At 66.7% G+C, this 16706-nt stretch carries 4 protein-coding genes and 1 pseudogene; all 5 read left to right on the top strand.

From position 1 onward, the window contains the following. Positions 1-47 precede the first annotated feature (47 nt). A complete protein-coding gene (gene ileS, locus NL241_RS16665; protein ID WP_494398122.1) occupies positions 48-3383 on the top strand; it encodes an isoleucine--tRNA ligase in 3336 nt (1111 codons plus the stop codon). A 185-nt stretch (positions 3384-3568) separates the two neighbouring features. Next, positions 3569-4273 (top strand): thioesterase II family protein, encoded by a 705-nt coding sequence (locus NL241_RS16670; protein WP_487693704.1) that lies wholly within the window; start codon positions 3569-3571, stop codon positions 4271-4273. A gap of 447 nt (positions 4274-4720) precedes the next feature. After that, on the top strand, positions 4721-6481 hold the full coding sequence (locus NL241_RS16675; RefSeq protein WP_494398123.1) for an AMP-binding protein: 1761 nt from the start codon (positions 4721-4723) through the stop codon (positions 6479-6481). Between the two features lie 85 nt (positions 6482-6566). Continuing rightward, positions 6567-11955: pseudogene (locus tag NL241_RS16680) on the top strand (type I polyketide synthase). Then, a complete protein-coding gene (locus NL241_RS16685) occupies positions 11952-16706 on the top strand; it encodes an SDR family NAD(P)-dependent oxidoreductase (RefSeq protein ID WP_494398124.1) in 4755 nt (1584 codons plus the stop codon). The pseudogene NL241_RS16680 and the gene NL241_RS16685 overlap by 4 nt, the downstream one beginning before the upstream one ends.

Raw genomic sequence — 16706 nt, forward strand, 5'->3', positions numbered from 1 at the left:
GGGCGGCTCAGTAGAACCGAACGCGTGGGGCCCGTCACCGCCCCTGAATGAGCGGCCACGTTCTCATACGTGTGCAAGCGGGGTGGTACCGCGGCGCTCGCGCTCGATGCGCGTCGTCGTCCCCGTGCCGAGACAGGCACGACAGTGGGACGCAGGAGACGACGGACGTAGTGACAGATCACGCTGAACACAAGGCCTATGCCAAGCCGGCGGGCGGGACGCCCGATTTTCCGGCGCTCGAAGCCGACGTACTGGCCTACTGGGAGGCCGACGACACCTTCCGGGCCAGTGTCGCGCGCCGCGACGACGCTCCGGAATACGTCTTTTACGACGGGCCTCCTTTCGCCAACGGGCTGCCGCACTACGGGCATCTGCTCACCGGCTATGTGAAGGACATCGTTCCCCGCTACCGCACCATGCGCGGTTTCAAGGTGGAGCGCCGGTTCGGTTGGGACACCCACGGGCTGCCCGCCGAACTCGAGGTGCAGCGCCAGCTCGACATCACCGACAAGGCCCAGATCGAAGAGATGGGCATCGAGAAGTTCAACGACGCATGCCGTGCGTCGGTGCTCAAGTACACCAACGAGTGGCGCAGTTATGTGACGCGGCAGGCGCGCTGGGTGGACTTCGACAACGACTACAAGACGCTCGATCCCAGCTTCATGGAGTCGGTGATCTGGGCGTTCAAACAGCTGTGGGACAAGGGCCTGGCCTACGAGGGCGTCCGCGTGCTGCCGTACTGCTGGAATGACGAGACACCGTTGTCGAGCCACGAGCTGCGCATGGACGACGACGTCTACCAGAGCCGGCAGGACCCGGCGATCACCGTGGGTTTCGCGCTCACCGACGGGCCACTGGCCGGCTCACACCTGTTGGTGTGGACCACCACCCCGTGGACCCTGCCGTCCAATCAGGCCGTCGCGGTCAATCCCGACGTCGAGTACGTCCAGGTCGAGGGAAGCGATGGCCGGCGGTATGTGCTGGCGGCCGCCCGAGTGGGCGCCTACGCGCGCGAGCTGGGGGAGGAGCCCACTGTCGTGGCCACCGTCACCGGTGAGCAGCTGCTCGGCACCCGCTACCTCCCGCCCTTCCCGTACTTCACGGAGACCGAGCAGGCACACAACGCCTTTCAGGTGCTGCGTGGTGAGTTCGTCACGACCGAAGACGGCACCGGCATCGTGCACATGGCGCCGGCCTACGGCGAGGACGACAAGGCGACCACCGACACCGTCGGCATCATCCCGGTGACGCCCGTCGATACCCGCGGCCGCTTCGATGTGACCGTGCCGGATTACCAGGGTCAGCACGTGTTCGACGCCAACCCCAACATCATCCGCGACCTGAAGAACGGCACCGGTTCGGCCGCGGCCAACGGCGCGGTCCTGCTGCGCCACGAAACCTACGAGCACTCGTACCCGCACTGCTGGCGGTGCCGCAATCCGCTGATCTACCGGGCGGTGTCGTCGTGGTTCGTCAAGGTCACCGAGTTCCGCGACCGGATGGTCGAACTGAACCAGCAGATCACCTGGTACCCCGAGCACGTCAAGGACGGTCAGTTCGGCAAGTGGCTCCAGGGTGCCCGCGACTGGTCGATCTCGCGAAACCGCTACTGGGGCACCCCGATTCCGGTGTGGAAGTCCGACGACCCGAACTACCCGCGTATCGACGTCTACGGCAGCCTCGACGAGCTCGAGCGTGACTTCGGCGTGCGGCCGGACAATCTGCACCGGCCGTTCATCGACGAACTGACCCGGCCCAATCCCGATGACCCGACCGGGAAGTCGACCATGCGGCGCATCGAGGACGTGCTCGACGTGTGGTTCGACTCCGGTTCGATGCCCTATGCGCAGGTGCATTACCCGTTCGAGAACCAGAAGTGGTTCGACGGGGTGAGTGGGCCCGAGGGCGAGTCGGGCGTCGATGCGCACTTTCCCGGCGATTTCATCGTCGAATACATCGGCCAGACCCGCGGCTGGTTCTACACCCTGCATGTGTTGGCCACCGCGTTGTTCGACAAGCCGGCGTTCAAGACCTGCGTCAGCCACGGCATCGTGCTGGGCAACGACGGCCAGAAGATGAGCAAGTCGCTGCGCAACTACCCGGATGTGTCCGAGGTGTTCGACCGCGACGGCTCCGATGCCATGCGGTGGTTCCTGATGGCTTCACCGATCCTGCGCGGCGGCAACCTGGTTGTCACCGAGCAGGGGATTCGCGAAGGCGTCCGTCAGGTGTTGTTACCACTGTGGAACGCCTACAGCTTCCTGACGTTGTATGCGCCGAAAGTCGGTACCTGGCGCACGGATTCGCAGCATGTGCTGGATCGCTACATCCTGGCCAAGCTGGCCGAGCTGCGGACGAGCCTCACCCCTGCGCTGGACACCTGTGACATCTCGGGGGCCTGCGAACAGCTGCGACAGTTCACCGAGGCGCTCACCAACTGGTACGTGCGGCGTTCGCGCAGCCGGTTCTGGGAGGAGGATGCCGACGCCATCGACACCCTGCACACCGTCCTCGAGGTGACCACGCGGCTGGCGGCGCCGTTGCTGCCGCTGGCCACCGAGGTGATCTGGCGCGGGCTGACGGGAGGGCGGTCGGTGCACCTGACCGACTGGCCGGAAGCCGACATCCTGCCGCATGACCCGGCGCTGGTGGCAGCCATGGACCAGGTGCGCGAGGTGTGTTCGGTCGGGTCTTCGCTGCGCAAGGCCAAGAAGCTACGGGTTCGGCTGCCGTTGCCCAAACTGACTGTCGCGGTGGATAATCCGGCTCAGCTGGCACCGTTCACCAATCTGATCGCCGACGAGCTCAACGTCAAGTCCGTAGAGCTCACCGACGATATCGCCGCCTACGGCCGCTTCGAGTTGGCGGTCAACGCCCGCGCTGCCGGTCCGCGGATCGGCAAGGACGTACAGGCCGCCATCAAGGCGGTCAAAGCGGGCGAGGGGGTGGTGAACCCGGACGGGACGTTGACCGCCGGCCCGGCCACCTTGTTGCCCGAGGAGTACACCTCCAAACTGGTGGCCGCCGATCCGGAGTTCACTGCGGCGCTGCCGGAGGGGGCCGGTCTGGTGGTGCTCGACGGCGCGGTGACACCCGAGCTGGAGGCCGAAGGGTGGGCACGTGACATCATCCGCGAGCTCCAGGAGTTCCGTCGCCAGCAGGGTCTCGACGTCGGGGACCGGATCCGGCTCGAGCTGACGGTGCCCGAGTTGCCCGCGGGGTGGCGGGCCGACTTCGCCGACCTCATCGCCGATGAGGTGCTGGCGGTCCAGTTCGACATCACCGACGATCCCCAATCCGCACCTGTCGGCGTGGATTCCAGCGGCGCGACCGGCACCATCGGCGCCGGCTATCCGGTGCGGATGGTGAAAGTCACCAGGTAGCCGCAAGATCGGTGTGAGGCGACGAAAGCGCCTGTCGTGCAACGCCTCACGCCGATCTGTCGTACACCGGCTGTCCTCGGTGCCCGGCGGGACGCCGAGATCACCGGACACCGGTTTACAGCCGGTGCCGAATTCGTAGCGGATTTCGCGCGCGCGAAGGCGGTGCCACGGATACCGTAACCCGGGTGACTGCGCCAACCCTGTACATCTTTCCGCACGCCGGTGGGGCTCCGAGCTTCTATGTCCCGTTTGCAAGGACTTTCACCATGGATGTCAAACGGGTAGCGGTGCAGTACCCCGGTAAAGGGGGAACCCACGATCTGGCGTCCTTCACGAGCATCTCTGAACTCGCCGACGAAGTGTGTCGCAAGCTTCCGCCGATTGGTGAAGACTCACCGAACATCGCGTTTTTCGGCCACAGCATGGGCGGCCTCGTGGCCTTCGAGGTGGCCCGGCGGCTGGAGGCCGACGGGCACGGCATCGGCGCGCTCTTCGTGTCAGCGGTCGCCGCGCCGGGCCGCGTGGGCTATGACTACATTCCCGACTCCGACCGCGGCCTGCTCGACGCGGTGAGTCAGATGATGGGTGTCAATCCGGAGTTCCTGGAGAACGAGGAATTTGCCGCCAGGATCCTGCCGACATTGCGCGGGTTGAAGGCGATCAGCAAGTACGAATGCCCTCCAGAGGCCGTGCTGTCCTGCCCGATTTTTGTGTTCTACGCCGACGACGACGAGGTCGCGACGCTCGAGAAGGTAGAGCCGTGGGCGCAGCGCACGACGGCCGAATGTGTGGTCCGAAAGTTTGCCGGACACCATTTTTATCTGACAGAGAATTTGCTGGATCTGGTCACGGACATCGAGGGGAAACTCTCGGCGTGCTGTGGACGATGACCTGATCCGACTCGCTTGACGCGGGCTTCGGCTCGGGCGTGCCATGCGGTGAGCGGCACATGTCTCGGTGTGTAACGATGAATGTGCGGCGGGCAGGTCTCGTGGTGTGGAATAGTCGCACGCGCAACGCATTCCAAATGTTTGCTATCTAGTCCCTTTTACCTAGATCCAGTGATCGATCTAGTCCCACCCATTGTGTTAACAGCAAACACTTGGGTGTGGATCAAGCTGCATTTGAGAGCCGTAATTCGCTCAGATCAGCGTTCACAGCATAGAAACTGGTCCCGGTCTGCAGCGCAAACTCCAAACGCATGCATACGAATAAAGATTCGCTGAGAACGAAGCACAGTGCGACTTTTCGGTGTTAGTGTCCGCGTTGGGTCAGCCGAACACATGTCGGGTGATTACAGCCAGTTCACTCGAGCCCGGGGGAAGTAGGGGTTAGTGATGTCTGTACGTGATAAATCCATAAACGAGCCCGTCACCGCGGTGTTGAAGCGGCGTGCACAACAACAGCCCGACGACATCGCTTACACGTTCGTCGACTACGACGTGGACCCGGCCGGATTTGCTGAATCTCTTACCTGGTCGCAGGTCTACAACCGGGTTCGGGTCGTTGCCCAGGAGTTGCGCAGGCACGGCGCCGTCGGTGACCGGGCCGCCATCCTGGCGCCGCAGAGCCTCGAGTACGTCATCGGCGTACTCGGGGCGCTGGAAGCCGGCTTCGTCGCCGTGCCGCTTCCGGTGCCGATGTTGGGTGTGCACGACGAGCGGGCCACCGCGGTGCTGAAGGACTGCACACCCACCGTCGTGCTCACCACCTCGTCGGCCGTCGATGCCGTGATGCCGTCGCTGTCGGCCGTCTCGGGCGGGCCGGCAGTGGTGGAGGTCGACGCGCTGGATCTCGACTCTCCGGCGGCGCCCGCCCCCGGGCAGCAGGAGCGCCCCAAAACGGCGTTCCTGCAATACACTTCAGGCTCGACGCGTACCCCTGCCGGTGTGATGGTGACTCACGAGAGCCTCATCGCCAACCTCCGCCAGATCGAGGCCGACTACTTCGAAGACACCGGCGGCGTCAGACCGCCTGGCACCACGTTCGTGTCATGGCTGCCCTTCTACCACGACATGGGGCTGATCCTGGGAGTCTTCGCCCCCATCGAGTACGACATGTCGTGCGTGCTGACCAGCCCCATGGCGTTCCTGCAGAAGCCGGCCCGGTGGATGCAGCTCGTGGCGAAGAGCGGCCAACCTGTCACTGCTGCACCGAATTTCGCGTACGAGCTGGCGGTGCGCCGAACCTCCGACGAGGACATGGCCGGGCTGGACCTGGCGCATGTGTCCAGCTTCATGAGCGGGGCCGAGCGGGTGCAGGCCGCGACACTGCGGCGGTTCACCGAGCGATTCGCGAAGTTCAACCTCCCCGAGACGGCACTGCGTGCGGCCTACGGCCTCGCCGAGGCGACGGTGTACGTGGCGTCGGCCTTGCCGGGGCACAAGCCGTCGGCAGTCCGATTCGATTACGAGAAGCTCTCGCAGTCGTATGCGGTGCGTTGCGACGACGGAGCCGGTGTCGAACTGATCGGCCACGGGAAACCGCGTGCGTGCACGGTGCGGATCGTCGACCCGGATACCTGTATCGAGAACCCTCCCGACAAGGTCGGGGAGATCTGGGTGTCCGGCGAGAACGTGTCGGCGGGTTACTGGCGCAAACCGCAGGCCTCGGCGCGGACGTTCGGTGGCCAGCTCGTCGACCCGTCGCCGGGCACACCGCAGGGACCATGGCTGCGCACGGGCGACCTGGGTGTGCTCTCCGAGGGTGAGCTCTTTGTCATCGGCCGGATCAAGGACCTGTTGATCGTCGACGGACGTAACCACTACCCCGACGACATCGAGGCGACGATCCAGGAGATCAGCGGCGGGCGCGTCGCGGCCATCACCGTCGCCGACGACCGCAGCGAGCAGCTGATCGCCATCGTGGAGATCAAGGACCGGGGTGGCTCGGCAGAGGCGCTGGACCGCATTCAAACCGTCAAGCGGGAAGTGACGTCGGCGATTTCGCGGTCCCATGGGCTGCGGGTGTCTGACCTCGTGATGGTGGCGCCCGGGTCGATCCCCATCACGACCAGCGGCAAGATCCGTCGGTCCTCGTGTATCGAACTCTACGGACGTGACGGTTTCGCCCGTCTGGACGGCGCCGTTCGGAGTTGACCAAACCTCGGCACCGGCGGCGGGGGATTCACCGGCAAGGTGAGTTGGTTCAGAAAGTTTTCTGAAAGGTGTTGGGTTGAGCGGGATGTCAGTTGCGCCCTTGGATCGTCGGGCGATTGTCACTGAGGCGTTGAAGAAGATCGATGACTTGAGTGCGCGGTTGGAGATTGCCGAGCGCGGTGATGTCGAGCCGATTGCCGTGGTGGGGATGGGTTGTCGTTTTCCGGGTGGGGCTGATTCGCCGGAGCAGTTCTGGCAGTTGTTGCGTGATGGTGGCAGTGGGATTGTGCGGGTGCCGGAGCAGCGGTGGGACGCCGACGCGTACTGCTCGTCGGATCACACGGTGCCGGGGACGATCTGTTCGGGTGAGGGCGGGTTTTTGACGTCGTGGCAGCCGGATGAGTTCGATGCGGAGTTTTTCGGGATGTCGCCGCGGGAGGCGGCGGGGATGGATCCTCAGCAGCGGTTGTTGTTGGAGGTGGCGTGGGAGGCGTTGGAGGATGCGGGGATCACCGCGCACGCCATCCGCGGCTCGCAGACGTCGGTGTTCGTGGGTCTGACCACGAGTGACTATTCCTACCTTGCCTTTTCGCGCCAGATGGCGCCCGAGGACGTCGATCCATATTTCGCCTTCGGTAATGCGTCGAATTTTGCGGCGGGTCGGTTGTCGTATTTCTTGGGGGTGCATGGGCCGGCGGTGGTGATCGACACGGCGTGTTCGTCGTCGTTGGTGGCGGTGCATTTGGCATGTCAGAGTTTGCGGCGCCGGGAAAGCGATCAGGCCCTGGCGGCAGGGGTCAATTTGTTGTTGACGCCGGAGGGCAGCATCGCGTGTTCGCGGTGGGGGATGTTGGCGCCGGATGGGTTGTGTAAGACCTTTGATGCTGCTGCTGATGGGTATGTGCGCAGTGAGGGTTGTGGGGTGGTGGTGCTGAAGCGTCTCAGTGATGCTGTGCGCGATGGGGATTCGGTGTTGGCGGTGGTGCGGGGGTCGGCGGTCAATCAGGATGGGCCCAGTAGTGGGCAGACGGTGCCCAGTGGGCCGGCGCAGCAGGCGGTGGTGCGGGCGGCGTTGGCGGCGTCGCGGTTGGGGCCTGGGGATATTGATGTGGTGGAGGCTCATGGTACGGGTACGGCGTTGGGTGATCCGATTGAGTTGGATGCGTTGAGTGCGGTTTTTGGTGAGCGTGGGGGTGCGGCGCCGTTGGTGGTGGGGTCGGTGAAGACCAATGTGGGGCATTTGGAGTCGGCGGCGGGGATTGCGGGGTTTATCAAGGCGGTGTTGAGTGTGCGGGCTGGGGTGGTGCCGGCGCATTTGCATTTCAAGCGGTTGACGCCGCATGCGGGGGTGGGGGCGTCGCGGTTGCAGGTGGCGGCGCGGGAGATGGTGTGGCCTGCGGTGGGGCGGGTGCGGCGGGCTGGGGTGTCGTCGTTTGGGGTCAGTGGCACCAATGCTCATGTGGTGGTGGAGCAGGCTCCGGTGCAGGTTTGTGAGCCGGGTGCGGTGGGGGATCCGGTGGTGTGTTCGTTGGTGGTGTCGGGTAAGACTCCGGAGCGGGTGGCTTCGACGGCGGCGATGTTGGCGCGGTGGTTGGGGGGCAGGGTTCGGCGGTGTCGTTGGGGGATGTGGCGCATACGTTGAATTTTCATCGGACTCGGCATAAGTGGGTTGCTGCGGTGTGTGCTCGTGATCGGGGTGCTGCGGTGGCGGGGTTGCAGGCGTTGGGTGGGGGTTTTCGGGGCCGGGTGTGGTGGCGGCGTCGCCGGTGGTGGGGTCGGGGTCGGGCACGGTGTTTGTGTATTCGGGTCAGGGTTCGCAGTGGGCGGGGATGGGGGCGCGGTTGTTGGTGGAGGAGCCGGGGTTTGCGGCTGCGGTGGCGCAGTTGGAGCCGGTGTTCGTCGAGCAGGTCGGCTTCTCCCTGCAACAGATCCTCGAACGCGGCGAACCGGTTCGCGGCGACGCTCAGGTGCAACCGGTGATCATGGGCGTGCAGTTGGCGTTGACGGCGTTGTGGCGGTCTTACGGGGTGGAACCCGATGCGGTGATGGGGCATTCGATGGGTGAGGTGACCGCGGCGGTGGTGTGCGGAGCCGTGTCGGTCGCCGATGGACTCAAGGTCATCGCCACCCGCTCCCGGCTCATGTCCCGACTCGCCGGCCAAGGCGCGGTCGCCCTCGTGGAACTGGATTCAGAGGCCGCACAGGCGCTGATCGCCGACTATCCCGGGGTCGAGGTGACCGTGTATGCCTCGCCGCGTCAGACCGTGGTCGCCGGGCCGCCCGAGCAGGTGGACGCCGTGATCGCTGCCGTCGCTGCCGGCGATCGATTCGCGCGGCGGGTCAACATGGAGGTGGCCTCCCACACCGCGCTGATGGATCCGATCCTTCCCGAATTACGCAGCGCCCTGGCCGATCTCACCCCGGCAACCCCGACCATCCCGTTCATCTCCACCGTCGGCGGGCCCGCCCACCGCCCGGCCTTCGACGCCGACTACTGGGTCGACAACCTGCGCCGGCCGGTGCGGATCAGCCAAGCCGTACTCGATGCCGCAGAACACCACGGCCGGTTTGTCGAGATCAGCCCGCACCCCACCTTGACCCACGCGATCACCGAGACACTGGAAGCTGCAGACGGCGACACAGCGGTGTCGGTGGTCGCCAGCCTCAAACGCGACGAGGACGACACGCTGTGTTTCCACACCCAGCTGGCCGCTCTGGGTCATACGGGCCCGCACGACCACACGAGACCACTGGTGGCACTACCGCCCACCCCGTGGCATCACGGCCGGCACTGGATCACCATCGAGGCTCCGGCCAGAACGGGTTCCGCGCCCAAACGCGGAACCCTGCTGGGAGAGCACGTTCCACTGGCCACGACCCCACCGGGTCATCTCTGGCAGGCGCGTCTGGTGCCGGGAGCCAAGCCCTATCCGGGTGAGCATCGGGTGCACGGCGTGGAACTGGTGCCGGCATCGGTCCTGCTGCAAACACTGTCCGTGGCCGCCCGCGCGAGTGGCGAAGCGGTGCTCCGTGACGTCCGTCTCGAACAGCCGGTCGTTCTCGACGAGTCCCGGCTGATCCAGGTGGTCTCCGACGGAGAGGCCGTCACCATTTCGTCGACCCTGGTCAGTGACGGCGCCGTACAGCGCTGGGTCCGGCACGCAACCGGTCGCATCGACCACCGCCCGGCGAATCCCGCCGTGGTGGTAGACCCGGACCGCCCATCCGTCGCGGCCGAGGTGTTGCCGGTGCTGGACGCCGCGGCCGCGGCCGAGCTCAAGCGTGAATGGGGTATCGAAGGTCAGCCCTTCCCGTGGTCGATCACAGCAGCCCAAGCTATTCCCGGCGGCGTGAGTGCCCGTGTCGAGATGTCGGATCCGTCGGTGGTCGCACTGTTGGACGCGGCGGTCCACCTGGCCCGCCTGGCCGACAGCTCGCACCGCGAGCTGTTGATGCCGGCCGGCGTCGACAGTGTCGACATACCGGCACAGTTCGCCGATCGACAGGATGTGGTGGAGGTCCGCCGACGCGACGGGGAACCCGGCGAGCTCGTCGTCGACGTCGCGGTGCGCGCTGCCGACGGCAGCGTCGGTATCGCGATCGATGGATTGCGTTTCGCCGCAGTGGAACCGGTGTCCGCCGCCACGGACCCCGCCACGCTGGCGCACGCGATCGAGTGGCAGCCGTTGGCCGACGGCGCAGATCCCCAGCAGGCGGCGGGCACCGTGGGCACCGTCGCGGTGGTGGGTGACGGCGGCGCTGCGCGGTCCTTGCGTGACGGGTTGGTGGCGGCCGGATACGTGCCGGCCGACATCGACACCGCACAATGCGTGCTCTACCTCGCCGACCCTGGGTCGGCGGCCGCGGGAGAAACCGACACCGACTGCGCGGTGCGGCTCACCGCGGAGGTGGCCGGTCTCGCAGATCGGCTGGCGGAACGGCAATCTCGCTGCACACTGTGGATTCTCACCCGGGGTGTCCTCGAATGCGCCTCCGATGCCGCGATGCGGCAGAGCAGCCTCTGGGGACTGGCCGGTGTCATCCGAGCCGAGCAGCCCGATATCTGGGGCGGCCTGGTGGACCTGCCGCCGGAAACCGGCACGGATGACGCGAACGGTCTCGGGAGGTCTGCGGCCGCTCTGGCGACGGTGCTGGCGGCACCGGCGAAATCCATCCTGGTGTTGCGCGACGGGACATTCCGCGCGCCCGCGGTGTCCCCGATCGTGGGTGAACCCGTGCGTGAGCCGCTGCGGTGCCGGCCCGACGCGGCTTATCTCATCACCGGAGGGTTGGGCGCACTCGGCCTGTTGATGGCCGGCTGGCTGGCCGACCGCGGTGCACGACGTCTGGTGCTCGCGGGGCGCCATGCGCTGCCACCCCGGCGGGCGTGGGATGCGGAGACCAATGACGCGGCGCTTCGGCAGAAGATCGCTGCTGTTCGCGCGCTGGAGAACCGAGGGGTTGCGGTCGAGGCCGTGGCCTGCGACGTCGGGTCCGCGGAGGAGGTCCGCGCACTGCTGGCTCGTCGCGACGAAGCGGGCGAGCCGGCCGTGCGGGGCGTCATCCACGCGGCAGGTGTCACCGAGGGGCAGCTGCTGACCGAGCTGGACACGGGCCGGCTGCGGCGCACGCTGTGGCCCAAGGTCTCCGGGGCCCGGGTGCTGCATGAGGTGTTCCCGCCGCGCAGCGTGGACTTCTTCTTCCTGACATCGGCCGCCGGCGCGGTGTTCGGCGTTCCCGGACAGGGTGCCTACGCCTCCGCGAATGCCTACCTGGACGGTCTGGCCCGGGGCCGGCACCTCCAGGGCTGCCACACCATGAGCCTGAACTGGGTGGCGTGGCGCGGGCTCGGGTTCGCGACCGAGGCGCAGGTCGTCCTCGACGAATTGGAACGAATGGGGTCACGGCCGGTCACGCCGGCGGAGGCGTTCCCGGCATGGGAGTACGTGGACACCTTCGACATCGCACAAGCAGTGATGGTCCCGCTGTCACACGGGCAGGCCGGAGTGGACGACGACCGCAGGCCGACGCGTGACTGGACGCAGATGGCCGCCGGGGACCTGTTGGCCGAACTCGAAACCGAGTTGAAGAGCATTCTCTCCCGCGAGATCGGCCTGCCCGAGAGCGACATCGACGTCGGGCGCCCGTTCGCGGAGATGGGTCTGAACTCGGTGATGGCGATGTCCATCCGCCGGGACGCGGAACGGCTGTTGGGTATCGAGTTGTCGGCCACGATGCTCTGGAACCACCCGACGGTGTCGGCGCTGACCGTGTTCCTGGCGGAAAAGCTGGTGCCGCACCACATTTCCGAGGATATCGACGAATCGTCGGCCGACTCGCCGGGGAGCGTGCTCGACGACTTGTTCGGCAGCGTGGAATCGGCTGCCTTCCCAGACGAGGGGGATGAAGAGTTGGACGAACGGGGGAATTCGATGCGCCCGTCGGATGACCGCAGTATGGACCGATCAGCATGACCGAGCCGATGGACGAAACAGGAATGCGCAACTGGTTGGTCGACTACTTGGTCACCACCATCGGCTGCAGCCCCGACGAGGTGGACATCCACGCCTCCATGAACGACTTGGGCGTCGGCTCCCGCGACGCCGTGGTGCTCTCCGGGGAACTCTCCGAATTACTCGAGCGACAGGTGTCGCCGGTGGAGTTCTGGCAGCACCCCACCATCGACATGCTGGCACGCTTTCTCACCAGTGCCGAGTCCGACGACGACGATCTTCCCGAACTCGACGCCAGCTCGGGCACATTGAACGAACCGATCGCAGTGATCGGACTGGGCTGCCGGTTGCCCGGCGGGATCAACGCCGTCGACGACCTGTGGCAGCTGCTCGCCGACGGCCGCACCACTGTCAGCGAAGTTCCGCCGCATCGGTGGGCGGCGTTCGACGACGGCTCGGAGGAAACGGCGGCCGCGCTCGCCGGTACCACACGGTGGGGGTCGTTCCTCACCGACATCGACGTCTTCGACCCGGAGTTCTTCGAGATCTCGCTGCGCGAGGCCGTCAAGATGGACCCACAGCAGCGGCTCATGCTGGAAGTCGCCATCGAAGCGCTGGAGAACGCCGGAATCCCACCCAGCGCGCTGCGGTGCTCGCACACCGGGGTGTTCGTCGGGGCCAGCATCAGTGAATACGGCTACCTGGCGTCGACCGACCTGCCCTCGGTCGACGCGTGGAGCAATTCCGGTGGCGCACTGAGCATCATCGCCAACCGGCTGTCGTACTTCCTCGACCTGCGCGGCCCGTCGATCACCGTGGACACCGCCTGTTCGTCGTCGCTGGTCGCCATGCACCTGGCCTGCCAGAGCCTGCGGACCCAGGACTGTGACGTGGCCATCGCCGGCGGAGTGAACGTCTTGTTGTCACCTTCGGTGTTCCGCGGCTTCGACCACTCCGGGGCCTTGTCGGTGACCGGTGCCTGCCACTCCTTCGACGCCGACGCCGACGGTTTCGTCCGCGGGGAAGGCTGCGGTGTGGTGGTGCTCAAGCGGCTCAGCGACGCGCTGCGCGACGGCAACCGGCCGCTGGCCGTGATCCGGGGATCGGCGGTGAATCAAGACGGCCGGTCCAACGGAATGCTCGCCCCCAACCCGGCCGCGCAGATGGCGGTACTGCGGGCGGCGTACGCCCACGCCGGCATATCACCGCAGGAGGTCGACTACGTCGAAACCCACGGTACCGGAACCATGTTGGGTGACCCGATCGAGGCGCGGGCACTGGGTTCGGTCCTGGGCCGCGGCCGCTCCGCAGAGGCAGGTCCCCTGCTGCTCGGCGCGGTCAAGACCAATCTCGGCCACCTCGAAGCGGCGGCCGGAGTGGTGGGTTTCATCAAGACGGTACTGGCGGTGAACCGGGGCACCATTCCCGGGAACCTGCACTTCAACAAGCCCAACCCGCACATACCGTTCGAGCAACTGCGGCTCCAGGTGGTTGCCGAAGAGCAACAGTGGCCGCAGACCGGACGGCCTCGACGCGCCGGGGTGTCCTCGTTCGGATTCGGCGGCACCAACGCCCATCTGGTGATCGAACAGGCCCCGGATCCCAAATCCAGTGTGCAGCAACAGGACCCACCTGTCAGCACGCTGGTGATCTCCGGTGCCGGATCCGAGCGCATTGCCGCGACGGCCGGCTCGCTGGCGGACTGGATGGACGGCGACGGCCTGGCGGCGTCGTTGCCTGAGGTCGCGCACACCGTCAACCACCACCGCGCGGTGCACACACAGTTCGCCACGGTGTGCGCGCGCCGGCGTGAGGACGCGGTCGCGGGGCTGCGGGCACTGGCCGAACACCGCAGTGTCGACGGCGTGGTCGGTCCGCACGAGGGTGGGTGCGGGTCCGGAACCGTCTTCGTCTACTCCGGGCAGGGTTCGCACTGGGCCGGCATGGGGCGGGCGCTGCTGGTCGACGAGCCGGTGTTCGCCGGTGCCATCGCCACGCTGGAGCCGGTGTTCGTCGAACAGGTCGGTTTCTCCCTCTGGGACATCCTCGCCGGCAGCCGGCCGGTCAGCGGTGACGCACAGGTGCAGCCGGTGCTGATGGGCCTGCAGCTGGGTCTGACCGAGTTGTGGCGGTCCTACGGGGTACACCCGGACACCGTCATCGGCCATTCCATGGGTGAGGTCACCGCGGCGGTGGTCTCCGGTGCCCTCTCGGTAGCCGACGGGCTGAAGGTGATCGGGGTGCGGTCGCGGCTGATGTCGCGGATGGCCGGGCAGGGCGCGGTGGCGCTGCTGCATCTGCCTGCCGACGAGACCGAGGCGCTGCTCGCCGACTTCCCCGACGTGAGCGTGGCCGGCCACGTCTCGCCGCGGCAGACCGTGATCGCAGGCCCGGTGGCGCCTGTCGACGTGGTGATCGCCGCCGTGAGTGCACAGAACAGGTTCGCGCGACGGGTCAACATGGAGGTCGCTTCACACACCGCGTTGATGGACCCCATCCTGGCCGAATTACGAGCCGAGCTCGCCGGACTGGATCCGCGTCCGCCGGCCATCCCGTTCATCTCCACGGCAGTGGACGCCGCGCATCTTCTCGATGCCGAGTACTGGGCCCACAACGTTCGGCAGCCGGCCCGGCTGATGCAGGCCGTCACCGCTGCCGCGGCCGACAACTGCACCTTCATCGAGATCAGTGCCCATCCGATCCTGACGCACGCCATCAGCGAAACCGTGGAGCCGCTGGGCCACCATCACTGCATCGGGACGCTGTGGCGCGACGGTGACGACACGGTGCGGTTCCACACCAACCTCAACGCCACCCACACCACCCGGCCACCCGAGACACCACATCCGCCGGAACCCCATCCCGTGCTGCCCGCGACACCATGGATGCACTCGCGGCACTGGTTCGATTTCGCCCCGGTACGCCGCCGCGGCGAAACGCTGCAGCCCCGCGGCGCATGGTCGGCCAAAACCGACCTGGTGCCCCAGGACTGGTACTGCCAACTGGCATGGCCGGTGCGAGACCTGCCCGATGCGCCGGTTGACCACGAGAGCGTGTGGCTGGTCATCGGAGAGGCCGACGTGGCCACCGAACTGGGTCACGTACTGGGTGAGCAATCCCGGTCGACGGTGTTGTCGCCGGCGGTGTTGTCCGACGACGGGCGCAGGGCCGAACTGGCCGGTGCGCTGGCCGGCGTGACCCATGTGCTGTACGCGCCACCGCCCGTGACGGACGGTCTGGCTGCCGGGGCGGCCTACGAGGTGTTCAACACCGCCCGCAGACTGGTCGCGGCCATGGCGGCGATATCGCTGCCCCCGCGGCTGTACCTGCTGACCCGCAGTGCACAACCGGTCAGCGACGGCGATCGTGGTAACGCCGTCCATGCGGTCCTGTGGGGGTTGGGACGCACTCTGGCACTGGAACATCCGGAACTCTGGGGCCGGGTGATCGACGTCGACGAGACCGTTCCCGCGGCTCTGATTGCGCGGTATGTGGAGGCCGAGGCCCGGGGTGGCGACGACGAGGATCAGGTCGTCTACCGTGCGGGCCTGCGCAGGGTGCCGCGGCTGCACAAGAGTGTCCCTACCGCGTCGGCGCCGGTCGAGTTCGGTCAGGACGGGTGCCATCTGGTGATCGGCGCCACCGGCAACATCGGCCCACACCTGATCAGACAGCTGACCGAGCTGGGCGCCCGCACTGTCGTCGCGGTGTCGCGCACCCCCGGCTCACGGCTGGATGACCTGGCGGACAGCCTGTCCCGCACCGGCATCTCCCTGGTGACGGTGGCCGCTGATGCCACGGACTCGACGGCGATGGCCCAGTTGTTTGCCCGGTTCGGTGCGGACCTGCCTCCACTGCACGGGATTTACCTGGCGGCCTTCGGCGGCGGTCCGGTCACCCTGGCCGACATGACCGACGGCGATGTCACAGCCATGTTCGGCCCCAAGCTGGACGCCGTATCGGTACTGCACACGCTGTCCCTGCGCCAGCCGGTGCGCCAGTTCGTGCTGTTCTCGTCCATCTCGGGTCTGACCGGCTCGCGATGGCTGGCGCACTACACGGCCACGTCGGCGTTCCTCGACGCCTTCGCCTACGCGCGCCGCGCGGCCGGGCTGCCGGCCACAGCCGTCAACTGGGGACTGTGGAAGTCGTTGACCGACAGCCAGTCCGAGCAGGAACGCCAGGTGAGCCTGGATTCGGGGCTCGAGCCCATGCCCGACGAGGTCGCCATCGCCGCGCTGCGCTGGGTGGGTGGTACCAGAGCGCCGGTGCGTTCGGTCGTGGTCGCCGCGGACTGGGAGCTGCTGGCCGCCGCGTACCGCACCCGGTCCGCACTGCACATCGTGGACGACCTGCTGCCCGCCGAGTCCGACGGCGACACCGGAGCCACAACCACGACGGCGTTCCGGCTGGCGTTGGGTGAGGCCGACCCGGCGCAACGGCGTGATCTGCTGAATGACCACGTGAGCGACCAGGTTGCGACAGCGATGGGTCTGATCTCCCGGAGAAAGATCGACCGTTCGGCGGGTTTCTTCCAGTCGGGCATGGATTCACTGATGAGTGTGACACTGCAGCGGGGGCTCAGCGAGAGCCTCGGCGTGGCGCTGCCGACTTCGGCCATCTTCGACTATCCGAGCGTGGATGCCCTCTCGGGGTATCTGGCCACCATTCTGCCCGAGCTGGTCGAGGTGGCCGATGCTGAGGATGCCGACGAGTACGACGAACTGACCGATGATGAGCTGCTACAGCAGCTTTCAGAGAAACTGGGTTGA

Source organism: Mycolicibacterium sp. SMGY-1XX, from assembly GCF_059132455.1.